Raw genomic sequence first — 23111 nt, 5'->3', positions numbered from 1 at the left:
CATTTTTAGGGGCAGAGTCATATACTGATTTGCATGACTCTCGTCCGTGATGCGATGAACCCTTCTAGCCGCCAAACTTCTGCTGTTTCCGCCCTGCATGCCGCCGGCCTGCTGGGCGTGGTCTTGTCCGCAGGGCTGGCATCGGGAGGGGCGAACGCGCAGATCGCCCCCATCACCTACCAGCTGACGGGCGATGTGGGCGGCGCCGTCTACGGCACACAAAGCGTGATCCGCAGCAAAGGCAGCGAGACGCGCCTTTTACCTTATGGTTTCTTCGACTACGGCCGTTTTGCCGCGCGGGTAGACACCCTGAGCCTGAAGACGGTGAAATTCGGCTACGGCTACCTGGAGGTTGCCGGCCGCATCAGCCAGGACGGCTGGCGCGCCGACACGGCGGCGCTGTCGGGCCTCAAAGACCGCAAGACGCCGATTCCGCTGGGCATAGGCACCTTCCAGGAAACGCCTTACGGCGGCCTCTTTCTGAACGCCTTTGTAGACGCCAACAAATCGCACGGCGCCTTGCTCGAAGCCACCTACGCAGCTGAGTTCAAGGTGGGTGACTGGTCTTTCTTTCCGCAGGTCGGGCTGGAATACAGCAACGCCAAATACAACAACTACCTCTACGGCGTCACGCCGGCAGAGTCGGCGGCCAGTGGCTTTGGCGCCTATAACGCCGGCGCCTCAACCTCGCCGGTGCTCGGCCTGGGTGTGGATGTGAAGCTGGGCGACCCCTGGGTGCTGACCATGCAGGTGCGCCGCAAGTGGCTGGACTCTTCGGTGCACAACAGCCCGCTGGTGAGCCGGCGCACGCAGGACTTCGGGTATATCGCGGTGTCTTACCGCTTCCGCTAGAAAGCAGCGGCGCTAGATCTAGACCGCTGTTTTGTGCCGCGCGATGCAGGTGTCCAGCACCTCGCCGCCATCGCGCTGCCACCAGTTGGCTGACGAAAAAATCTCCACCTCGCTGTAACCCGCAAAGCCCTGCGCCTCCATCCAGCCGCGGATTTTCGGGATGTCGATCACGCCGTCGCCCATCATGCCGCGGTCGTTCAGCAAGTCAGCTGTCGGCGTGAGCCAGTCGCACACGTGAAAAGCCAGCAGCCTGTTTTTTCCGGCGCGTTCAATCTGCGCCTGAAGCTTCGGGTCCCACCAGACGTGGTACACATCCACCGCCACGCCCAGCGCGCCTGTGCGCGCGGGGTCAAGCGCATCGCACACGTCAAGCGCATGCTCCATGGTGTTGATGCAGGCGCGATCTGCCGCATACATGGGGTGCAAAGGTTCAATCGCCAGCGGCATGCCTGCGGCGCGGCTGTATTCGAGCAAGGTGGCGATACCGTCATGCACCTGGCTGCGCGACAGCGCGATGTCTTTGTGCGCGGCCTTGCCCGCCAAGGCGCCGGGCAGGCCGCCCACCACCAGCACCAGGCAGGCGGCGTTCAGCTCGCAGGCTTCATCGACGGCGCGGCGATTGTCGTCGTGGGCGGCGTTCAGGCCGGCTGCATCAGTTGCGGGAAACATGCCGCCGCGGCAGTAGCCGGACAACTTCAGGCCGTGGTTTTTGACCAGTTTTGAAATAGCAGGCAGGCCGGCGGCCGCGACCTGGTCGCGCCACGGCGAGATGGCCGTGATGCCGCGCTGCACGCAGGCTTCGATGATGGCGGGCAGCGGTTGCTCTATGCCGCGCTGCTTGCGCACCGTGGCGGTGTTGATGGACAGCCAACGGTGGTCCTGGGAAAAATCTCTCATTGGATGGGCGCCATCATTCAACGCCGTGCAGGGCGAGCAGGGTTTTCATGCGCCGTACGGCGAGCTCCGGCTGCTCCAGCAGGTTGGCCGCATCGGCCAGGCGAAACAGCTCGGCCAGGTGCACCAGCGAGCGCGTGCTTTGCTGCCCGCCCACCATGGTGAAGTGGCTCTGGTGGCCGTTCAGCCAGGCCATAAAGACCACGCCGGTTTTGTAAAAACGAGTGGGTGCGGCAAAGATATGGCGCGACAGTGGCACCGTGGGGCCAAGAATGGCGTGGAACTTCTCGGTGTTACCGGCCGCCAGCTCGCCCAGCGCCGCGCTGGCGGCGGGCGCGATGGCGTCGAAGATGCCCAGTAGCGCGTCGCTTTGCTGCTGGTTGGCCGCACTGCCCACGCCGTCGCCGGCAATCAGCTCGGCGTAGTTGAAGTCGTCGCCTGTGTACATGCGTACGCCTTTACCGTCACTGTCGCCTGCTGCTGGCAACCTGCGGCGCATGGCGATCTCCTTGTCTTTGTCGAGCAGCGAGATCTTGATGCCGTCGACCTTGCCCGCATGCGCCTGGATGATGCCCAGCGCCGTGTCCATGGCGCGGTCGGTATCGGGGCTGCCCCAGTAGCCGGCGAGCGCCGGGTCAAACATGTCGCCCAGCCAGTGCAGCACCACCGGCTGGCGGGCCTGACTGAGGATGCGGTCGTACACATGTTCATAGTCGGCCGGGCTTTTGGCCACACGGGCCAGCGCGCGAGAGGCCATCACGATGAGTTTGCCGCCCAGTTTTTCGATGGCTTCCATCTGCGCTTCGTAGCCGCGTATCACGTCGTCGACGGTCTTGACGTCGTCAAGCACCAGGTGATCGGTGCCGCAGCCGGAGGCGACGAGCGCGCCCGGCATGTCTTTGGCGGCGTCCAGCGAGCGGCGGATCAGCTCCAGCGAGGTCGGCCAGTCCAGGCCCATGCCGCGCTGGGCCGTGTCCATGGCTTCGGCCACGCCCAGGCCCAGCGACCACAGGTGGCGCCGGTAGCCAATGGTGGCGTCCCAGTCGACCGCGCAGGCCAGCCATGGGTCGACGGCGGCCAGCGGGTCGGCCACCACGTGCGCGGCGGAGTAGGCGATGCGGTTAAAGCGTGTGCCCGGCGCGGGCTTGACGGGCGCACTGCCGCGCAGCGTGTAGGGCTTGAGGCCGCCGCTACCGCCGGTGCCTGCGGTGCCGGGCAAGGTGAGTGTGAGTGCCATGGCGAATCCCTCAGACCTTGAGCGGCGGCACGTCAACCCAGCGCCGCTCTTTCCAGCTTTGCAGGGCCGCCTCGACCAGTTGCACGCCCTTTGCGCCTTCGGGCAGCGTCCAGCGGTAGGGCTCGTTTTCGACCACGTGGCGGATGAAGTGCTCCCACTGGATCTTGAAGCCGTTGTCGTAGACCTGCGAGTCCGGCACCTCTTGCCACTGGTCGAAGAAATTCATCATCTGCTTCTCGTCCGGGTTCCACACGGGGCGCGGCGTGGTCACGCGCGACTGGGCGCGGCAGCTCGACAGGCCTGCCACGGCCGAGCCGTGCGTGCCGTCCACGTGAAAGGTCACCAGGTCGTCGCGGCGCACGCGTGTGGCCCAGGACATGTTCATCTGGGCGATGACAGGCTCACCGTTGTGGCCTGTAAGTTGCGCCGTGGCATAGGCCGCGTCGTCGGCGGTGGCCTTGTAGGGTTTGCCGGCTTCGTCCCAGCGCTCGGGAATGTGGGTGGCGCCTATGCACGAGACCGATTTGACCTCGCCGAACAGGTTGTCCAGCACATAGCGCCAGTGGCACATCATGTCCAGAATCATGCCGCCGCCGTCTTCGCTGCGGTAGTTCCAGCTCGGACGCTGGATGGGCTGCAGGTCGCCTTCGAACACCCAGTAACCGAACTCCAGCCGAACCGACAGCATGCGGCCGAAGAAGCCGGCGCGGCGCAGCATGTCGAGCTTGCGCAGGCCGGGCAAAAAGAGCTTGTCTTGCACGGCGCCGTGTTTCAGGCCGGACTTTTCCGCCAGCCGGGCAATCTCAACAGCCTCGTTGAGGTTGGTGGCGATCGGTTTTTCGCAGTACACATGCTTGCCGGCGCGTATCGCCTTGGCCAGCAGGGTGGGGCGCATCTGCGTGGTGCCGGCGTCAAAGAACACCGTGTCGCCCGGGTTGGCCAGCGCTTTGTCGAGGTCGGTGCCCCAGCGGGCTACGCCATGGGCCTTGGCCAGTGCCTCCATCTTCTCGGCATTGCGGCCGATCAGGATGGGGTCGGGCATGACGCGGTTGCCGTTGGACAGCAGCACGCCGCCCTGCGCGCGTATCGCCAGGATGGAGCGGATCAGGTGCTGGTTCATGCCCATGCGGCCGGTGACGCCGTGCATGATGATGCCCAGGGTTTGTGTGCTCATGGTGTGTTCCTTTTGCCTTATAGGGTGGTGGTGTTTTTGGCTTCAGTAGACGGAACGCATGGCGTCCCACGAAATATTTCCGCCGGCCTGGCCGGTGGCAAAGCCCGGGCAGTCGAGCGAGCCCAGCGCGATCTGCCCGCCCTTGATGCGCAGCCGCACGGCGTCGGCGCTGTATTCGTAGAGCGAGTCGTGCGCCAGCAGCAGGTTTTGCTGCTCGGTCTTGGGCGCTGCCATCAGGCCGTTGACGTAGTGATGGCCGTTGCGCTCCACATGCGACAGGCCCAGCCAGCTCACCAGCGCCAGGTCTTGCTGCACGCCCAGGCCGGCCTGCATGGTGAGGTCTTCGCCCGAGAGAAAGTAGGGTGCGCCGGGCGCCTTGGTATTCCACTCGGCGCAACGTGCGGCGTTGATGATGGATTTGTAAAAGCCTTTGCAGCTTTTGCTCGACACGCCGGTGTAGCCCAGCGGCCTGGCTTTGACGAAGGCGTCCAGCGTGGCGTCTGACTCGTCGACCAGCAGCGGGATGTGTTTTGCGATCGCCGAGACGTTGTGCGCCAGCGCCTGGTCGCGGTGCAGGGGCTGCTCCACAAAAGCAATTTTTTCCACCAGCGGGGCCAACTGCGGGTCGGACGTGAGCTGGGTGAAGAAGTCCGCAAACGCGTCGGCGCTGGCGTATTGCTCGTTGCCGTCCAGCGTGATCAGGCGCGCCAGGCCTTCTGTGACCTGGCTGATGGCCGTCAGGCGCGCTATGTCGGCTTCGGTGTCGCCGCTCAGCTTGATCTTGAAGTCGCGGTGTCCGTAACGGGCAATCACGGTTGCCAGCGAAGTGGGCAGGCCGTCGGTGAGGTCGGTTGCGGGGCGGTCCGCGGAGTAGATGGCATCGGCCAGGCCCACGGTATGCCTGGCCGCGATTTGCTTGCGCGGCATTTGCAGCGACAAAAAGCGCGCCATGTCGAAACCCTTGAGGTCGTCCGCCAGGCCGCTGCCGCGCACGTCCAGCCCAGCCACATTGGCGCTCATGCCGCCGGCAAAGCTGCAGCCCAGCTTGAGCAGCAGAGCGTCGAGGATGGCGCGGTCCAGCAGGGCGGGGCCATAGCTGGCCGCCAGCGGGTTGAGCCCGGCCTGCTCCGCGCTTTTGAGCAGCGGCTTGTAGCGCTGCGCGAAATGCTGCCAGGCGGTGCGGTTGGTGGCGTCGGCGCAGTAGGCGGCGCGTGCTGCCTTCAGCGCGTCACGCAGCTGCTTGAAATTGTCTTCATTCGACAAAGCGGGGTTTTTGTCGAACCACTTGGGAATCATCATCTCCGCGGCCACGCCTTGCGAGGTGGAGCCGTCGGCAAAGCGGATGCGCGCCTGCACATACACCTGCGGGCACGAGGTGACGGTGGCCGCGCCGAAGCGAAATGGCAGGCGCAGCACCACATCACGCTCGGAAAAGCGGATCTCGTCAATCCGGAAGCGGAGGGGTTCGTCCATGGTGCGAGCCCGTTAGTGGTCCAGCGTGCCTTGCGAGTAAAAATGCGCGCGCACTTTTTTGGCGTACACCGCGAATTCGGGCGAGCCCATCATGTCCAGCGTGCGCGGGCGCGGCAGGTCAATGTCATAGATGGCGGCAATAGCACCCGGCCGTTCGCTCATCACGATCACGCGGTCTGACAGGAACACCGCCTCGGGAATGCTGTGGGTGATCAGCAGCACGGTTTTTTGCGATGCCGACCAGATGCGCTGCAGCTCCAGGTTCATCTTCTCGCGCGTCATCGCGTCCAGTGCGCCAAAGGGCTCGTCCATCAGCAGCACCGACGGGTCGTGCAGCAGGGCTCGGCAGATGGAGGCGCGCTGCTGCATGCCGCCCGAGAGCTGCCAGGGGTATTTGTTTTCAAAGCCCTTGAGGCCCGCCATCTCGATCAGCTGCATCGCCTTGGCCAGTGACTGCTCTTTGGGCATGTGGCGCATCTCGGCCTGCAGCAGGATGTTTTTCAGCACCGTGCGCCAGGCCAGCAGCACCGCGCTCTGGAAGACGATGCCCACGTCTTTTTGCGGCCCGTTGATGGGTTTGCCCGCCAGGGTGAGCGTGCCGCCCGAGATGGGCAGCAGCCCGGCCACCATTTTCAGCAGCGTGCTTTTGCCGCAGCCCGAGGGCCCGACCACCGAGATGAATTCACCCTCGCGGATGGAGAAGTCGAGCGGCTTGAGCGACTCGACGGGGCCGTCCTTGGTCTGGTAGGTCTTGGAGACACCGCGGGCTTCAATCAGGTGGTCGTTGGGCATGGATGCGGCAGGCCTTCTTCAGTTCGCGGGGAGGAAGTCGAGGCTGACGTAGTCTTCTGGCTTGCCGCGTGTGGAGGCGTCCATGCCGCCGTACTGCACCAGCAGGTCCAGCGAGTCGCTGACGTTTTTCATGGTGACGCGGAAAGGGCGCTGGTTGGCGGTTTCCTTGGTGTGGTACAGCGCCACGCTTTGTTTCATGCCGACGATCAGGGTGTCGCGCACGCCGGCTTTGGGGTTGGCTTTCAGCATCGCATCGACGGCGGCTTCAGGGCTTTTCTCTGCGGCTTCGGCGGCGCGGGTGGAGGCACGCATAAAGCGTTTGACCAGGTCGGGGTTCTCGGTCAGCAGGTTTTTGTTGGCGATGATGCCGGAGCTGATCTGGTTGATGCCCGAGTCGGCAAAGCGGATGGGGTAGACCTGCTTGCCGGTGGCGTCCTGCAGTTTGATGGCCTGGTCCATCACGTAGCCGAGCAACAGGTCGGCCTGGCCGTTCATCACGGCATTGAGCTTGGTCTGGCCGTCGCCCGAGACGATCTTGACCTGGTCGGCCTGGATGTTGTTGACCTTGAGGAACAGCGGCCACATCTGCGACATGGAGTCGCCCGGTGTGGTGGCGACTGTCTTGCCGATGATGTCTTTGGGCGTTTTGATGTTTTTATCGGCAAAGCCCATGACCGACATGGGGCTCACCTGGAACAGCACACCAGTCGATTTGAGCGGCGCGCCCTTGGCGGCGGCCTTGATCATGGTGGTGACGTCGATGTAGCCGAAGGTGGCCGACTTGGCCGCGACGGCCTGGGCGGTGACGGCCGAGCCACGGCCTTCCTGGATGTCCAGGTCTATGCCTTCTTCGGCGTAGAAGCCGCGTTCTTTGCCAAGGAAGAAGGGTGCGTGCTCGCTGTAGAGGTACCAGTTGAGCATCAGCGTGACTTTTTCGGGCGCCTTGGTCTGCGCCTGCGCGGGCGCCATGGCCAGCATCAAGGCGCCGGCGACGGCGGTGAGCAGAGGGGAAATGCGGATCTTCATGATGTGTCTCCTGGGGTTGCCGGTGATGGAACGTGACGAGGGGAACTGAAATGAAAACGTGAACTGAAACGAGGTAGAGCAGGCTCAGAACACCTGGCGCTGCGAGGCATGCCAGGGAATCGCCAGCCGTTCGGCCAGGTCGATGGCCGCAAACAGCAGCACGCCGATGGAAGAGAGCACGACCAGCGCGGCGAACATCAGCGGCAAATCGAAGTTGCCGTTGGCCACCTGCAGCACATAACCGATGCCCGAGTTGGAGCCGACGAACTCACCGACCACAGCGCCCACAACAGCCAGCGTGATGGACACCTTCAGGCCGCTGAAGATGGCGGGCAGGGCCTGCGGCAGGCTGATCTTGAAGAAGGTCTGCAGGCGGCTGGCGCCCATGGAGCGCGCCAGGTCCAGCATGTCGGGCTCAACCGACTTGAAACCCATGACGGTAGACACCACGACCGGGAAAAAGCCCAGCAGGAAGGCCGAGATGATTTTGGGAAAGATGCCAAAGCCGAACCACACGACAAAAAGCGGCGCGATCGCGACCTTGGGAATGCTTTGCGAAAACACCAGCAGCGGGTAGACATACGACTCGACCAGGCGCGAGTAGGCGATCACCATGGCCAGCGGGATGCCGATAACGATGGTGAGCGCGAAGCCGCCCAAGGTGGCCTGGGTGGTCTTCCAGCTTTGCTTGAGCAGGTTGTTCCATTCGGAGAACAACTGCCGCACGACTTCCTCGGGGCGGGGAATCAGGTAGGCCGGGATTTTGAAGATGCGGATGGCGACGTCCCACAGCACCAGCAGCAGGATGATCAGCAGGAAAGGCCTGAGCGCCGGTAACAGCAGCAGCTTGCGCAGCATCGGGAAGTCTCCTTGTCGCCCATGCGGCGCCGCGCCGAGGACCGGCACGTCCGTATGTAACTATATGGTGAATTGTTGAGGCTGTGGCAGGGTCTGTCAACGGCCCCTAGGGAAATCCCGGGGCTGCGCCGCCGGTGCTTGCCGTGCTCAGCGCATGACGTAGCCGAGCACCATGTCCGTCATGTGCGACAGGCGCTGCGCCATGGCTTTGGGTGCGCGCAGGTCGCGCCCGAAGATGGTGGAAAGCGTCTGGTTGTTGGAGAGATAAAAGTAGCAGATGGACGCAATCGAGATGTAGAGCTGGATCGGGTCTATGCCGGCCCTGAAGAGGTCTTTGCGGCGCCCGCGCTCGAGCACGGTGTCCAGCATCTGCACCAGCGGGGAGTTCATTTCCTGGATGCGGGCGGACTTCTTCAGGTGCGCCGCATTGTGCTGGTTTTCACTGTTGAGCAGCGAGATGAACTCGGGGTGTTCCAGGTAGTAATGCCAGGTGAAGGAGACCAGCTCACGGATGGCCTCGACCGGGTCCATTTCATCGAGGTGCAGCTTTTGCTCGGCAGCGCGGATGTCGGCGTAGGTGTTCTCCAGCACCGCGAGGAAGAGGTCGTCCTTGCTCTTGAAGTAATAGTAGATCAGGCGCTTGTTGATGTCGGCCCGCTCGGCGATGCGGTCCACCCGCGCGCCCGCCAGGCCGTAGCGCGCAAACTCGTCGCGCGCGGCCAGCAGTATGGTTTGCTGTGAGCGGTCGGCGTCGCGGGAGCGGGGTTCTGGCGCTGATGCAGGGGCGGCTGACATGATTGCAAATTTAACTGTTTGGTGAATTAAAGCAAGTCCCTCGTTGCCACAGTCCACACTTTCGTTCTGCACGCTACCGCTTCATAATGAATCAGGCCTTGGCCATTCGCGCCAAAGCCGCCCAAGCCAAGGAGGCCTGCCATGAGCAATTCGAACACCCCCAAAGACGGCGATTTTGCGCACTGGGTTGAAGAGAAGTCCGAAGCGCTGAAGTTTGAGCTTGGCGAAAAATTCCCCGTGCCGCCCACCGTCCTGGTTTCGCCCTCGGTCCACGCCGAAACCGGCCGGCAAAAGCTGGAGGAAGTGCTGCTCGAGCATGAAGAGCCTACTCAGGAGTTTCTCGACGAACTGGCCGCGCTGGAAGCCGCCCCTCCGCTGACCGACGAGGAACTTGCCCGCCAGGCCCTGGAGGCAGGTGGCGGTGATGGCGACGCGGCTACGCCTGAATAGCCCCCACGGTCGCTCACTTCGTGTAGCTCCCTGCCCCCCGAGGGGCCGCCCGCCCTGCGGCCCGGCAAAGCCGGCTCCGCGGCTCATGTTGGTATGGGAAGAGCACTCAACATTCAGGCGCTGTGGCCGTGCCCATTCCAGCGGCACAATAAGCAGATGACATCTCAACTCGCCGGCCACCTTCTCGTCGATTGCCTTCTGGCCCAGGGCGTTACCCATGCGTTTGGTGTTCCCGGTGAAAGCTACCTCGCGGTGCTCGACGGCCTGCATGCGCGCCAGGACAAGATCCAGTTTGTCACCTGCCGGCAGGAGGGCGGTGCGGCCTTTATGGCCGAGGCGCACGGCAAGCTGACGGGCCGGCCGGGCGTGTGCATGGTCACGCGCGGGCCGGGCGCCACCAATGCGTCTATCGGCGTGCACACTGCCTTCCAGGATTCAACCCCCATGGTGCTGCTGGTAGGTGACGTGGCCAGCGACTGCCGCGACCGCGAAGCCTTCCAGGAGGTGGACTACGCCAACTTCTTCGGCCCCAGCACCAAGGGCTTTGCCAAGCGCGTGGAGCGCATCGACGAGGCCGACCGCATTCCCGAATACGTGGCGCGCGCCTTTGCTACCGCCATGAATGGCCGCCCGGGCCCGGTGGTGCTGGTGCTGCCCGAAGACATGCTGACCCGCATGACAGCCGCGCAGCCGCTGCCGCGTGTGGAGGCCGTGCAGGCCTGGAGCGACCCCGGCTCGCTGCGCACGCTGCGCGAGATGCTGCTGAAGTCCGAACGCCCGCTGGTGATTGCGGGCGGTGGCGGCTGGACACCGCAGTCGGCGCAGGCGCTGCAGCGCTTTGCCGAAAACTGGAAGCTGCCGGTGGGCAATGCCTTCCGCTTCCAGGACACCTTTGACAACCACCACCCGCTCTATGCCGGCGATGTGGGCATTGGCCTGAACCCCAAGCTGGCCGCGCGCGTGAAGGCCAGCGACCTGATCATTGCCATCGGCCCGCGCCTGGGCGAGATGACGACCGGCAACTACACGCTGCTCGAAGCACCCCGGCCCAAGCAGAAGCTGGTACACATTCATGCCAGTGCCGAAGAGCTCAATCGCGTCTACCAGGCCGACCTGGCCATCAACGCCACCATGAATGCGGCCGCGCGCTCGCTGGAAGTGCTGACGGCGCCGGTGACCGTGGCCTGGGAGGCCTGGACGGCCTCCGCGAACGAGGACTACCTGGAAAACCTCAAGCCCACGGCAACGGCCAACCTGCCGGGCGATATCGACATGCCGGCCATCGTCGGCCTCTTGAAAAAGCATTTGCCCGCCGATGCGGTGCTGACCAACGGCGCGGGCAACTTTGCCAGCTGGGTGCACCGCTTCTTCCAGCACCACGGCCTGGTCAAGGGCCACAAGACGCAGCTGGCGCCGACTGTGGGCGCGATGGGCTACGGCGTGCCGGCAGGCATCGCGGCGGCCATCACGACCGGCCGGACGGCCTTCACCATCGCGGGTGACGGCGACTTTTTGATGAACGGCCAGGAGCTGGCGACGGCCGTGCAGCACGGCGCGAAAAGCATCATCGTGCTGCTGAACAACGGCATGTACGGCACCATACGCATGCACCAGGAAAGGGAGTACCCCAGGCACGAGAGTGGGTCACGCCTGAACAACCCGGACTTCGCCGCGCTGGCGCGGGCCTACGGCTACGCCGGTGTGCGCATCACGCGCACGGCAGAGTTTGAAGCGGAGCTGCTGGCGGCGTTGGCACGCAAGGAGGGCACGGTGATTGAGGTGACGCTGGATCCGGAAGTCATCACGACGCGCGGCACCCTGTCAGCGATCACGGAAAACGCCCTGAAGCGTTGAAAAACAAAACCGGGCAAGAAAAAAGGCCGGGTCACCCCGGCCTTTTTCATGGCGGCAGCTTCATGAAGAAGCCGCCTGAGCCCTGAAAGGATTACTCCTTGATGTCCACAGCGTAGAAGTTGTGGCGGCCGAACGGGCTGTTCTTGTAGCCGATCACGCTCTTGCGAACGGGCTTGAGCTGCACCGCGTGGGCGATGGTGAACCAGGGAGCCTGTTCCTTGAAGATGACCTGTGCCTGCTGGTAGAGCTTGATGCGCTCTGCAGGGTTGGTCACGGTCTTGGCTTTCAGGACCAGGTCTTCATAAGGCTGGTAGCAGAACTTGGCGATGTTGGAACCGCTGGCGGATTGGGCCGAAGCGCAGCCGAGCAGGGTGTACATGAAGTTGTCAGGATCGCCGTTGTCGCCGGTCCAGCCCAGCATACCCATCTGGTGTTCGCCGGCCTGCAGGCGCTTGCGGTACTCACCCCATTCGAAGCTCTTGATCTCGGCGGTCACGCCGACCTTGACCAGGTCAGCCTGCATCAACTCGGCAATGCGCTTGGCATTCGGGTTGTATGGGCGCTGCACGGGCATGGCCCACAGGTCGGTGGTGAAGCCGTTGGGGAAACCGGCCTGGGCCAGCAATTTCTTGGCGGCTTCGGGGTTGTACTCGTCGTCCTTGATGGCGTTGTTGTACGCGGCCATGGTCGGCGGGATCGGGTTCTTGGCGGCAACACCGGTGCTCAGGTACACGCCGTCAACAATGGCTTTCTTGTTGATGGCCATGTTGATGGCCTTGCGCACACGCACGTCGTCAAACGGCTTCTTGGTGGTGTTGTAGGCCAGGTAGCCCACGTTCAGGCCGGCCTGCTCGACGATGGTGACGTTCGGGTCCTTGCGGATCGCGTCCAGATCGGCGGGGTTGGGGTAGGGCATGACATGGCATTCACCCTTTTGCAGCTTGGCCCAGCGCACCGATGCGTCAGGCGTGATCGAGTACACGAGGTCGTCGATCTTGGCCTTGCCGCCCCAGTATTGTGGGAAAGCCTTGTAGCGGATGATCGCGTCTTTCTGGTACTGCACCAGGTAGAAGGGGCCGGTGCCGACCGGGTCCTGGTCGATTTTCTCGGGCGTGCCGGCCTTGAGCATGGCGTCGGCGTATTCCTTGGACTGAACCGCTGCGTAAGGCATGGCCAGGTTGGCCAGGAACGGCGCTTCAGGCTTGTCCAGCGTGATCTTGACGGTGAGGTCGTTGACCTTTTCCACCGATTTCAGCAGCTTGGGCATGCCCATGTCGCTGAAGTAGGAGTGGTTGGGGCTGGTGACCTTGAAGAAGGCGTTGTCTTCTTTCCACTGGCGTTCGAACATGAACAGCACGTCGTCGGCGTTGAAGTCGCGCGTCGGCTTGAAGGCCTTGTTGCTGGCGTGCCATTTCACACCCTTGCGCAGGTGGAAGGTGTAGGTCAGGCCGTCGGCGGAAATGTCCCATTTTTCGGCCAGGCCGGGGACGACCTTGGTGCCGCCGTATTCGAATTCGACGAGGCGGTTGTAAACGGGTTCGTTGGCATCAAACGACGTACCCGTGGTGTTGACGCCAGGGTAGAAGTTTTCCGGGCTGCCTTCAGAGCAGAACACCAGCGTCTTTGCGGAGACGGGTGAAAGTGCCAGCAGCGCTGGCAGGGCGACGGCGCACAGCAATGCGCGCTTGACCGGGCGTAGCCGGCTTGCACTTGGTTTGGTCTGAATCATTTGACGATCCCTTTGGAGGTTAATGCTGCGATGCAGCGGGGCTTGCGGCCAGATTGCACAACATTTGTGACGTTGTGCGCCCTGGTCATTAAAAAACGTGGCCTGAAACCGGTGCGGAAATGCATGGTTTCAGGTCACGCAGTGAGAAAGTTTTCAGCATAGTGGCACGCAACCTGCCGGTCTGCAACTTCCCGCAGCTGCGGCCTTTCGGCGCGGCAGCGGTCGGTGACATGCGGGCAGCGGGTGGAAAACACGCAGCCGGTGGGCGGGTTGAGCGGCGAGGGCAGTTCGCCCTTGAGCACGATGCGCTGTTTGACGCCGGTGCCGGCGAGACCCGGCGTGGACCCCAGCAAGGCCTGCGTGTAGGGGTGCAGGGGGCGGTTAAACAAGGCGTTCTTTTCGCCCTGCTCGACGGCATGGCCCAGGTACATCACCAGCACGTCGTGGGCGATGTGGCGCACCACACCCAGATCGTGCGAGATGAACAGGTAGGCCAGGCCCATGGACTGCTGCAGGTCGGCCAGCAGGTTGAGCACCTGGGCCTGGATGGAGACGTCCAGCGCCGATACCGGCTCGTCGGCCACCACGACCGTGGGGTTGAGCATCAGGGCGCGTGCAATGGCGATGCGCTGGCGTTGGCCGCCCGAGAACATGTGGGGGTAGCGGTCGTAATGCTCTGGGCGCAGGCCCACCATGGCCAGCATGGCGCGTGCCTTGGCGGCGCGCTCCTCTGCATTGAGGGTGGTATTGATCTCCAGCGGGGCTTCCAGGATGGCGCCGATCTTCTTGCGCGGGTTGAGCGAGCCGTAGGGGTTCTGGAACACCAGCTGAACGGCCTTGCGCAGGCCCTTGCGTTCTTCCTGGCCGCCGTTCACGGCATCGATGCCGGTGATGGTCAATTCGCCACCGGTCGGGGTTTCGATCAGCGACACCATGCGGGCCAGGGTCGATTTGCCGCAGCCTGATTCGCCGACAACGGCCAGCGTCTTGCCTGCATGAACCGAAAAGGACACGCCTCCGACGGCTTGCAGGTGGTCGGACTTGCGCATGAAGCCGCGGCGGATCTCATAGACCTGCTTGAGGTTTTTGGCCTCGACGACAGGGCCTGTGGGCAAGGTGCGCGGGGTGGTGATGGCGGCGGTACTCATTGCGCGGCCTCCACCAGGGGGGTGTCACGCTCGATGTTGCCCTCGCGGCTGGGGTCTCCCAGCGGGTAGTGGCAACGCACCATGCCGTCCTTCCAGGCGCGCAGCAAGGGGCGCTCGTTGCGGGAGTGCTCGGTGGCGTAGGAGCAGCGCGGGGCGAACAGGCAGCCGGTGGGGCGGTCGTAGAGGCCGGGCACCATGCCGGGGATGGTCGCCAGGCGCGAGCTGCCGTCGCTGCGCTCGGGCAGGGCCGACAGCAGGGCTTCGGTATAGGGGTGCTGGGGCGTGTTGAAGAGGGCGCTCGCGCTTTGCTCTTCCATGATCTGGCCGGCATACATCACCGCGATGCGCTGCGCCATTTCAGACACCACGCCCATGTTGTGCGTGATCAGCACCAGGGCCATGCCGCGTTCCTTTTGCAGGCTGCGCAGCAGGTCCAGGATTTGCGCCTGGATGGTCACGTCAAGCGCTGTCGTGGGCTCGTCCGCAATCAGCAGGCGCGGGTTACAGGCGATCGCCATGGCAATCATCACGCGCTGGTTCATGCCGCCGGAGAGCTGGTGTGGATAGGCCTTCAGGCGGCTTTCAGGCGAGTTGATGCCGACCTGCTCAAGCAGCTCGATGGCCTTGCGCGTGGCGGCCTTTTTGTCCATGCCCAGGTGCAGGCGCAGGGTTTCGGTGATCTGGAAGCCGACGGTGAAGCAGGGGTTCAGGCTGGTCGTGGGTTCCTGGAAGATCATCGCCACGTCTTTGCCGGTGAGCTTGCTGCGCTCGCCGGGCGACAGGGCCAGCAGGTCGTGGCCGGCAAACCGCAGTTTGTCGGCTTTGACGCGGCCGGGGTAGGCCACCAGGCCCATCAGGGCCATCATGGTGACACTTTTGCCGGAGCCGGACTCGCCGACGATGCCAAGGACTTCGCCTTCTTCAAGCGACAGGCTGATACCGTCAACGGCATGCATGACGCCGTTTTGCGAGGGGAACTCGACGGAGAGGTTTTCTATTTCTAACAAAGCCATACGAAATCTTTCAGCGCTTCAGCTTGGGGTCGAACGCGTCACGCAGTCCGTCACCCAGCAAATTGAAGGCCAGCACAGTGATCAAAATTGCGAGGCCGGGAAAGGTCACAACCCACCAGGCGCGCAAGACAAATTCGCGGGCATCGGCCAGCATGGTGCCCCATTCGGGTGAGGGCGGCTGGGCGCCCAGACCCAGGAAGCCCAGGGCGGCAGCGTCCAGGATGGCGGTAGACACACCCAGTGAGGCCTGGACGATCAGCGGTGCCGTGCAGTTGGGCAGGATTTCGCTGAACATCAGGCGGATGCGGCTGGCGCCGCTCATGCGGGCGGCGGTCACGTAGTCGCGCGAGGTCTCGGCGATCACGGCGGCGCGCGTGATGCGCACGTAATGCGGCAGCACGACGATGGCGACGGCCAGCATGGCATTCATCAGCCCGGGGCCAAGGATGGCGACGATGACGATGGCCAGCAGCAGGCTGGGCAGGGTCAGGATGATGTCCATCAGGCGCATCACGGCGATCTCGAAGATGCCCCGGAAAAAGCCCGCCAGCAGGCCCAGCACCGTGCCGACGATGACCGACAGCGCCACCACGGCCAGGCCGATGACCAGCGACAGGCGGGCGCCGTACATCAGGCGCGAGAGGATGTCGCGGCCTATGGCGTCGGTGCCCAGCGGGTAAGTCCAGGAGCCGCCCGCCTGCCAGGCCGGCGGCTTGAGGAACACCGCGTTGTTGGTGATGTTGGGCGCATGCGGCGCCAGCAGGGGCGCAAAGAGCGCCAGCAGCAGCACACCGATCACGATGACAAGGCCGATCACGGCGCCGTTGTTGGCGCTGAAGTAGTTCCAGAACTCGCGCAGCGGGTGCGGCGGCGCCGGAGGCGTGCCCGGTTTCTGGGGGGCGGTTTTTAAGGTAGCCGTGCTCATCGCTGGTGCCTGATGCGTGGGTTAATGATGCCGTAGGTGATGTCCACCAGCAGGTTGACGGCCATGACAATGGCGCCCAGCAGCAGGATGCCGCCTTGCAGAACCGGGTAGTCGCGGCGGCTGATGGCTTCGATCAGCCACTTGCCGACGCCCGGCCAGGAAAAGATGGTTTCGGTCAGGATGGCGCCTGTGAACAGCACGCCGACCTGCAGGCCGATCACGGTGATGACCGGGATCAGCGCATTGCGCAGTGCATGCAGGGCCACCACGCGCAGGTTGGAAAGCCCCTTGGCGCGGGCGGTGCGGATGTAGTCTTCGCCCAGCACTTCCAGCATGGCCGAGCGCGTCATGCGCGCGATCACCGCCAGCGGGTTGGTGCCCAGCACGATCATGGGCAATATCAGGTGCGAGGCGGCCGACCAGAACGCGCCCTTGTCGTCCGACAGCAGGGAGTCGATCAGCAAAAAGCCTGTGGTGGGCTCGATGAAGTACTGCACCGACATCCGGCCGGAAACCGGCGTCCAGCCGAGTTCGACCGAGAACAGCAGGATCAGCAGCAGGCCCCACCAGAAAATCGGCATGGAGTACCCGGTGAGGGACACCCCCATGACGCCGTGGTCGAGTATGGAGTTTCGTTTGACCGCCGCCAGGATGCCCGCCGGTATGCCGATCAGCAACGCGAACAAAATGGCGCAAACGGCCAGCTCGATGGTGGCGGGGAACAGCGTGAGGAACTCGCGCAGCACGGGCTCTTGTGTGATCAGAGACTTGCCCAGATCGCCCTTGAGCACGCGGACGATGTAGATGCCGTACTGCACCATAACGGGTTGGTCCAGGCCGTACTCCTTGAGCAGTTGGGCGTGGCGCACCGGATCGATGCCGCGTTCGCCGGCCATGGTTTCAATGGGGTCGCCCGGCACCATCCGGATCAGGAAGAAAGCCAGCAGTGTCATTCCCAGAAAGGTGGGAATGATCAGGCTCAGTCGGGTAAAAATAAAGCGCAGCATTATCGCGGGGTACTAAAACGCGGGATGCTAAAGCAGGGCTTAGCGCTGGCTAGGGAATTTCCGTCGCGAAAGCGACACGCAGGGCGCGCGGAAATTTCCGCCGCCCCGGTCTTCAAATACAGTGGCATCAACATGGGATCTTGTTCTGGTCAGTCTGGCCCGGGCAGTGCCGCGGGGAATTTTTTATCTTAGCAACATTACCGTCATTTTTCGGCGCTGCCGCCATGGGCGGGCTACCGAGTAACCCTATGGCATCAGGATGCCTTTAGTAACGCTTGCGGAGCTAATGAAAGGTGGAATGAAGACCGGCGGAGCAACGCAGGAAGCGTGCCAGAGGGTGGTCTGTGCAATGCGGCGGCGCCGCATGCGGGCATAAAAAAAGGCCGGTGGAACCGGCCTTTTTGAAATCGGCAAAAGCCGATTACTTGACGTGCTTGCCGATCAGGCCAGCCATCTCGAACATCGACACTTGCGCCTTGCCGAAAACGGCACGCAGTTTTTCGTCGGCGTTGATCATGCGCTTGTTGATCTTGTCTTGCAGGCCCTTGGCTTTGATGTAAACCCACAGCTTGCTGACAATCTCGGTACGTGGCAGAGGCTTGTCGCCCACCACGGCTGCCAGTGCGGGGCTCAAGGTCAGTGCCTTCATGAACGCTGCATTGGGAGTGCGCTTTTTGGCAGGCGCTTTTTTCGCTGCTGGCTTTTTGGCCGCAACTTTCTTGGCGGGAGCTGCCTTCTTCGCGGCTACCTTCTTTGCAGGAGCTGCCTTCTTGGCAGGAGCCTTCTTTGCAGGAGCTGCTTTCTTCGCAGCTACTTTCTTTGCCGGAGCAGCCTTTTTTGCAGGCGCTTTTTTAGCCGGTGCTTTTTTTGCAGTTGCCATGATTGATTTTCCTTCTAGAAGTTGATAAATCACCACATGGATAACTACTCTTCCTTGTGGCAATGCGGATGCTACTGGAGAAAAACGCAGTTTCCTAGTGAAAACGCACTTTATTTGCGCCTGGATGTTGCAGATTTACCTCTGAAAATCAGGAAAACGCCCATGAGAATCACGCCGCAGGCGGCCCATTCGCCCCCGGTGACGTGCTCTCCGGCGAAAAAAGCGCCCAGGAAAATCGCGATCAAGGGGTTCACGAAGGCGTAGCTGGTGGCGACTGCGGGCGATGCATTGGCCAGCAAATACAGGTAGGCGCTGAAGGCAATCAGCGAGCCGAACACTACGAGATAGAGCCAGGCGAGCACTGCTTCGGGCTGTGCGGGCCAGTTCGCGGCGGCCTGATGGTGCTCACCCAATGCGAGAGAAATCACCATCAACACCGCGCCACCACACAACATTTCGCTGGCAAAACCCGCGGGGCCATTGGCCAGCGGCAGCCGGGTGGTGGACAGCACCGAGCCCAGCGACCACAGCAGGGTCGCCCCTGCGATGCACGCCATGCCGATGGGGGCGGCGCTAAAGCTGGCGCCTTGCACCAGCATCAGCACGCCTGCCAGCCCCACTGCCATGCCCAGGAATTCCAGCCTGCTGGGCCGCTGGCCCAGCAGCAGGCCCCAGGCCGACACCATCATCGGCACGACCGCGATGAAGGTGGCGATCAGGCCGGAGCCGATGTGGACTTCGGCCGAAGCCGTCAGCCCCATGCCGCCGCCCAGCATCAGGGTGCCGATGATGGCGGCATTGGCCCATTCGCGCCGGCTGGGCAACTTGTGCCCGCGCGCCAGCACCCAGGCCATGAGCAGGATGCCCGCCGCCAGAAAGCGCGTGCCCATCTGGAAGAAGGGCGGAAAGCTGATCAGGGCAAAGCGGATCGCCAGGTAAGTGGAGCCCCACACCAGGTAGCAGGCGAGCAGGGCGGGGATCAAAAGCGCAGGCGCTTTGCCGGTGGAAGAAGGGGAAAGGAGTGCGGAAGTCATCCCTGCATGGTAGGTTGCCAAAGGCCTTGCGACTATGCAAAACTAACGGCAAAACAGCAGCCGGCCTTTAAATTTAAAGCTTGAAAGGCGATATGACCGAAACCACCGAATGGGACCATTACGACAGCCGCATCCTCGGCGAGCTGCAGCGCGATGCGCGCATCACCATGGCCGAGCTGGGCCGCCGCGTTCACTTGAGCCAGCCTGCGGTGACGGAGCGTGTGCGCAAGCTTGAACTGGGCGGCGTGATCAAGGGCTACCGGGCCGAGGTCGACCTGGGCCGCCTGGGCTACGGCATACGCGCCATCGCCCGGGTAGGGCGGGTTGAGTACGCCAGGGTGGTCAAGCTGATCGAGCAGACGCCCGAGGTGATCAATGCCTACAACGTGACCGGCGAAGACAGCTGGGTGCTGGAAATCGCGGTGATCGACGTGGCGCATCTGGATGCGGTGGTGACCAAATTCTGTATCCTCACCGAGACCTCGACGTCCATCGTGCTCAACGCTCCTCGCGAAAATGCGGTCGTCCTGCCGGCCCGGCGCGAAGACATCAAACCCGTCATCAAGAAAGTCACCGGAAAATGAGCCCAGCCACGCCTTCCACCTCAGCCTTCTTCCCCACCTGCGACCTTTGCGACATTTATAAGGGCGATACCTCGGGCAATTTCAGGGTGCTGCCGCCCGTGTTCAGGAGTTATGGCGGCATCCAGAAATTCAGCGGTCCCATCGTGACGGTCAAATGCTTTGAAGACAACTCGCTGGTCAAGGCCGCGGTGGAGTCACCGGGTGAAGCACGCGTGCTGGTGGTGGATGGTGGAGCGTCGCTGCGCCGGGCCCTGCTGGGCGGCAACCTGGGGCTGGCTGCCGCCAAAAACGGCTGGGCAGGCGTGGTCATCGACGGCTGCGTGCGTGATGTGGCCGAGCTGGCGCTATGCCAGACCGGCATCCGTGCCCTGGCGACCATGCCGCTGCCCACGGAAAGGCGTCAGGAGGGCCAGCGTGACCTTAATGTGCAGATTCAGGGCGTCTGGGTGCGGCCGGGCGAATGGCTGTACGCGGACGAAGACGGCATCGTGGTGATGCCGGCGCCGCACCAGGGCTAGCCGGGCCGCCCGGCGAATCCTGGCGGCTGATCAGAACCCCGCGAGGGCGATGGAGTTCTTCAGCGCCTGTCCGCCGCCGTAGCTGTCTTGCACCGGCGGCACGCCGCCCAGCGACACCCGGATGGCGCAGTACTTGAACTCCGGAATCTTCGCGAAGGGGTCCAGCGCCGCGTTGGTCAGCTTGTTGATGGCGGCCTCGTAGTAACAGAAAGGCACAAAAACCGCGCCCCGTGGCGAGCTTTCGTCGGCGCGTGCATACAGCTCCACCTTGCCGCGGCGTGACTCGATGGTCACCACATCGCCCGGTTTGCCACCCATGGCGGCAAGATCCAGCGGATGCACCAGGGCGACCGGATCGGGCTCGATCGCGTCCAGCACGGTTGCGCGCCGCGTCATGCTGCCGGTGTGCCAGTGCTCCAGCTGCCGGCCGGTGATCAGCACCATGGGGTATTCCGTGTCCGGCCGCTCGTTGGCCGGGATGATGTCGGCCGGCACGAACTTCGCGCGGCCGCCTTCACGGGGGAAGTCTTCCACGAACACCACCGACTGGCCGGGATCGCCTTCCTTCATGCAGGGATAGGTGACTGAATGCTCGCGGTCAAGCCGCTCCCAGGTGATGCCGCCAATGCTGGGCATGGTGTGGCGCATCTCGTCGAAGACTTCGCTGACATGGTTGTAATGCCAGCCGCAACCCATGCGGTTGGCGATCTGCGTAATGATCCAGAGGTCCTGGCGCGCATCGCCGGGCGGGTTGATGGCCTTGCGGCCCATCTGCACCAGGCGGTCGGTGTTGGTAAAGCTGCCGTCTTTTTCAGGGAAGGCGCTGGCCGGCAAAATCACGTCGGCCAGGTAGGCGGTTTCGGTCAGGAAGATGTCCTGCACCACCAGGTGTTCCAGCGCCGCCAGGGCTTCACGCGCATGGTTGGCATCGGGGTCGGACATGGCCGGATTCTCGCCCTGCACGTACATCCCCTTGATGCCGCCCTTCTTGATGGCGTGCATCACTTCGACCACCGTCAGGCCGACCTGGTCGTCCAGGGAGCCGGGCGCTACCTTCCAGGCCTTCTCGAAGCTGGCGCGGACCTCGGGTTTGGAGACGTGTTGGTAGTCCGGCAGCATCATGGGGATCAGGCCCGCGTCGGACGCGCCCTGCACGTTGTTCTGGCCGCGCAGAGGGTGCAGGCCGGTGCCGGGACGGCCAATCTGGCCGGTCATCAGCGAAAGGGCGATCAGGCAGCGCGCGTTGTCGGTGCCGTGCACGTGCTGCGAAACGCCCATGCCCCACAGAATCATCGAGCCCTTGGAGGTGGCGAACAGGCGGGCCACGTAGCGCAGCGTGTCGGCGTCGATACCGCAGATGGGCGCCATCAACTCGGGCGTGTAGCCTTCAACGTTCTTGCGCAGCTCTTCGTAACCGATGGTCCGGCTGTCGATGAAGGCCTGGTCCACCAGCCCTTCGTTCACGATGACATTCATCATCGCGTTGAGCATGGGCACGTCGGTGTCGGGCTTGAACTGCAGGTGGCGGTGCGCCACGCGGGTGAGGTCGGAGCGGCGCGGATCCATCACGATCAGCTTGGTGCCGTTTTTCACGGCGTTCTTGATCCAGGTGGCGGCCACGGGGTGGTTCACCGTCGGGTTGGCGCCGATGATGACCACCACATCAGCCTTGGTCACGTCCATCACCGGGTTGGACACCGCGCCGGAGCCGATGCCCTCAAGCAGGGCGACGACGGAGGACGCGTGGCACAGGCGTGTGCAGTGGTCGACGTTGTTGCTGCCAAAACCGGTGCGCACCAGCTTCTGGAACAGGTAGGCTTCTTCGTTGCTGCCCTTGGCAGAGCCGAAACCGGCCAGGGATTTTTTGCCGTGTTTGTCCCGGATCTCGGCGAGTTTGCCGCCGGCGAATTCCAGCGCTTCTTCCCAGCTGGCTTCGCGGAAGACTTCCATCACGCGGTCCGGGTCCATGCTGAAGTCGCCCGTCTTGGGCATGCCTTCACGGCGGATCAGTGGCTTGGTCAGGCGCTGCGGGTGGTGAGCGTAGTCAAAGCCGTAGCGGCCCTTGACGCACAGGCGCTCGTGGTTGGCTGGGCCGTCGCGGCCCTCCACAAAAAGAATCTTGTCGTCCTTGACGTTGTAGGTCAGCTGGCAACCGACGCCGCAATACGGGCAGACCGACTCGACCTGCTTGTCCGGCACGGTGAGTGCGGCCTCGCGGGCCGGCATCAGCGCGCCGGTGGGGCAGGCCTGGACGCATTCGCCGCAGGCCACGCAGGTGGACACGCCCATGGGGTCGTCCATGTCGAAAACAATCTTGGCCTGGTCGCCGCGGAAAGCCAGGCCGATCACGTCGTTGACCTGTTCGTCGCGGCAGGCGCGCAGGCAGCGTGTGCACTGGATGCAGGCGTCCAGGTTCACCGCAATGGCGGGGTGCGACACATCCTGGCGCACTTGCTGGCGTGCTTCAAAGCGGGGCTTGCCGACGCCGATCTTGGCGGCCCACTGGTCCACCTCGTTGTTGCGGGTGTATTCCTTTTCGGGCATGTCCGACAGCAGCAGCTCAAGCACCATTTTTTGCGAGGCCACGGCGCGCTCGCTGTCGGTGACGACTTTCATGCCGGCGGCAGGCGCCCTGCAGCAGGAGGGGGCGAGCACGCGCTCACCGTTGATCTCGACCATGCAGGAGCGGCAGTTGCCGACGGCTTCCATGCCTTCCTTGAAGCACAGGTGTGGAATCTCCACGCCCTCGCGCTTGGCCACTTGCAACAGGGATTCAGTGGCGCGGCCCTGGACTTCACGGCCGTTGAGGCTGAAGCTCACGAGCGGTGCGTCGAGTTCGGCGAGTTCCTGGCGGGTAATTGCATTCAT

General features: G+C 63.4%; 21 protein-coding genes. 5 read left to right on the top strand and 16 right to left on the bottom strand.

Annotated features, from left to right (window positions below):
- Positions 1–33: 33 nt before the first annotated feature.
- The gene (locus tag BM408_RS06585) at positions 34–852 is read left to right on the top strand and encodes a MipA/OmpV family protein (protein ID WP_254774725.1); all 819 of its coding nucleotides are present in this window, start codon (positions 34–36) and stop codon (positions 850–852) included.
- Between the two features lie 18 nt (positions 853–870).
- Here BM408_RS06585 and BM408_RS06580 read toward each other — a convergent pair whose 3' ends face one another.
- The 8 genes from BM408_RS06580 to BM408_RS06545 form a co-directional block, all read right to left on the bottom strand.
- Entirely contained in the window at positions 871–1749 is an 879-nt protein-coding gene (locus BM408_RS06580) for a sugar phosphate isomerase/epimerase family protein (protein WP_092128138.1), read from the bottom strand.
- 13 nt (positions 1750–1762) lie between these two features.
- Positions 1763–2983, bottom strand: a complete 1221-nt coding sequence (locus BM408_RS06575) for a dihydrodipicolinate synthase family protein (RefSeq protein WP_092128136.1) — start codon at positions 2981–2983, stop codon at positions 1763–1765.
- A gap of 10 nt (positions 2984–2993) precedes the next feature.
- Positions 2994–4157 (bottom strand): Gfo/Idh/MocA family protein, encoded by a 1164-nt coding sequence (locus tag BM408_RS06570; protein WP_092128134.1) that lies wholly within the window; start codon positions 4155–4157, stop codon positions 2994–2996.
- Between the two features lie 42 nt (positions 4158–4199).
- Complete coding sequence (locus tag BM408_RS06565; RefSeq protein WP_092128132.1) at positions 4200–5630, bottom strand: enolase C-terminal domain-like protein; 1431 nt, start codon at positions 5628–5630, stop codon at positions 4200–4202.
- Between the two features lie 12 nt (positions 5631–5642).
- Entirely contained in the window at positions 5643–6422 is a 780-nt protein-coding gene (locus tag BM408_RS06560) for an ABC transporter ATP-binding protein (protein ID WP_092128130.1), read from the bottom strand.
- An 18-nt stretch (positions 6423–6440) separates the two neighbouring features.
- On the bottom strand, positions 6441–7448 hold the full coding sequence (locus BM408_RS06555; RefSeq protein WP_092128128.1) for an ABC transporter substrate-binding protein: 1008 nt from the start codon (positions 7446–7448) through the stop codon (positions 6441–6443).
- An 84-nt stretch (positions 7449–7532) separates the two neighbouring features.
- Positions 7533–8306 carry an ABC transporter permease gene (locus tag BM408_RS06550; protein WP_092128126.1) on the bottom strand — a complete coding sequence of 258 codons (774 nt, stop codon included), beginning with the start codon at positions 8304–8306 and terminating at the stop codon, positions 7533–7535.
- Positions 8307–8453: 147 nt separating this feature from the next.
- Positions 8454–9101: a TetR/AcrR family transcriptional regulator gene (locus tag BM408_RS06545; protein WP_092128124.1), complete on the bottom strand. Its 648-nt coding sequence runs from the start codon at positions 9099–9101 to the stop codon at positions 8454–8456.
- Positions 9102–9242: 141 nt separating this feature from the next.
- Here BM408_RS06545 and BM408_RS06540 point away from each other — a divergent pair, with 141 nt between their 5' ends.
- The gene (locus BM408_RS06540) at positions 9243–9551 is read left to right on the top strand and encodes a UBA domain-containing protein (protein ID WP_092128122.1); all 309 of its coding nucleotides are present in this window, start codon (positions 9243–9245) and stop codon (positions 9549–9551) included.
- 156 nt (positions 9552–9707) lie between these two features.
- Positions 9708–11405, top strand: coding sequence for a thiamine pyrophosphate-binding protein (locus tag BM408_RS06535; protein ID WP_092128120.1), 1698 nt, complete (start codon positions 9708–9710; stop codon positions 11403–11405).
- A gap of 91 nt (positions 11406–11496) precedes the next feature.
- On the opposite strand, the gene BM408_RS06530 is transcribed toward BM408_RS06535, so the two are convergent.
- The 7 genes from BM408_RS06530 to yedA form a co-directional block, all read right to left on the bottom strand.
- On the bottom strand, positions 11497–13134 hold the full coding sequence (locus tag BM408_RS06530) for an ABC transporter substrate-binding protein (RefSeq protein ID WP_092128118.1): 1638 nt from the start codon (positions 13132–13134) through the stop codon (positions 11497–11499).
- Positions 13135–13268: 134 nt separating this feature from the next.
- Positions 13269–14282 carry a peptide ABC transporter ATP-binding protein gene (locus BM408_RS06525; RefSeq protein ID WP_092128116.1) on the bottom strand — a complete coding sequence of 338 codons (1014 nt, stop codon included), beginning with the start codon at positions 14280–14282 and terminating at the stop codon, positions 13269–13271.
- Positions 14279–15295, bottom strand: a complete 1017-nt coding sequence (locus tag BM408_RS06520) for an ABC transporter ATP-binding protein (RefSeq protein ID WP_092128114.1) — start codon at positions 15293–15295, stop codon at positions 14279–14281. Before BM408_RS06520 ends, BM408_RS06525 begins: the two co-directional genes overlap by 4 nt.
- 10 nt (positions 15296–15305) lie before the next feature.
- A complete protein-coding gene (locus BM408_RS06515; RefSeq protein ID WP_092128112.1) occupies positions 15306–16220 on the bottom strand; it encodes an ABC transporter permease subunit in 915 nt (304 codons plus the stop codon).
- On the bottom strand, positions 16217–17227 hold the full coding sequence (locus BM408_RS06510) for an ABC transporter permease subunit (RefSeq protein ID WP_092128110.1): 1011 nt from the start codon (positions 17225–17227) through the stop codon (positions 16217–16219). Before BM408_RS06510 ends, BM408_RS06515 begins: the two co-directional genes overlap by 4 nt.
- A gap of 421 nt (positions 17228–17648) precedes the next feature.
- Complete coding sequence (locus BM408_RS06505; protein WP_092128108.1) at positions 17649–18107, bottom strand: SWIB/MDM2 domain-containing protein; 459 nt, start codon at positions 18105–18107, stop codon at positions 17649–17651.
- Positions 18108–18217: 110 nt separating this feature from the next.
- Entirely contained in the window at positions 18218–19141 is a 924-nt protein-coding gene (yedA, locus tag BM408_RS06500; protein ID WP_092128106.1) for a drug/metabolite exporter YedA, read from the bottom strand.
- A gap of 92 nt (positions 19142–19233) precedes the next feature.
- Between yedA and BM408_RS06495 the strand changes: the two genes are divergently transcribed.
- A complete protein-coding gene (locus BM408_RS06495) occupies positions 19234–19725 on the top strand; it encodes an Lrp/AsnC family transcriptional regulator (protein ID WP_092128104.1) in 492 nt (163 codons plus the stop codon).
- Positions 19722–20243 carry a ribonuclease E activity regulator RraA gene (gene rraA / locus BM408_RS06490; protein ID WP_092128102.1) on the top strand — a complete coding sequence of 174 codons (522 nt, stop codon included), beginning with the start codon at positions 19722–19724 and terminating at the stop codon, positions 20241–20243. Before BM408_RS06495 ends, rraA begins: the two co-directional genes overlap by 4 nt.
- 30 nt (positions 20244–20273) lie before the next feature.
- On the opposite strand, the gene fdhF is transcribed toward rraA, so the two are convergent.
- Positions 20274–23111: a formate dehydrogenase subunit alpha gene (gene fdhF, locus BM408_RS06485; protein ID WP_092128100.1), complete on the bottom strand. Its 2838-nt coding sequence runs from the start codon at positions 23109–23111 to the stop codon at positions 20274–20276.

Source organism: Polaromonas sp. YR568 (genome assembly GCF_900116715.1).
In the GTDB taxonomy this organism is placed as follows: Bacteria; Pseudomonadota; Gammaproteobacteria; order Burkholderiales; family Burkholderiaceae_C; genus Polaromonas.
The sequence above is the reverse complement of the archived record's forward strand: the minus strand, read 5'-3'. Positions and strand labels throughout refer to the sequence as shown.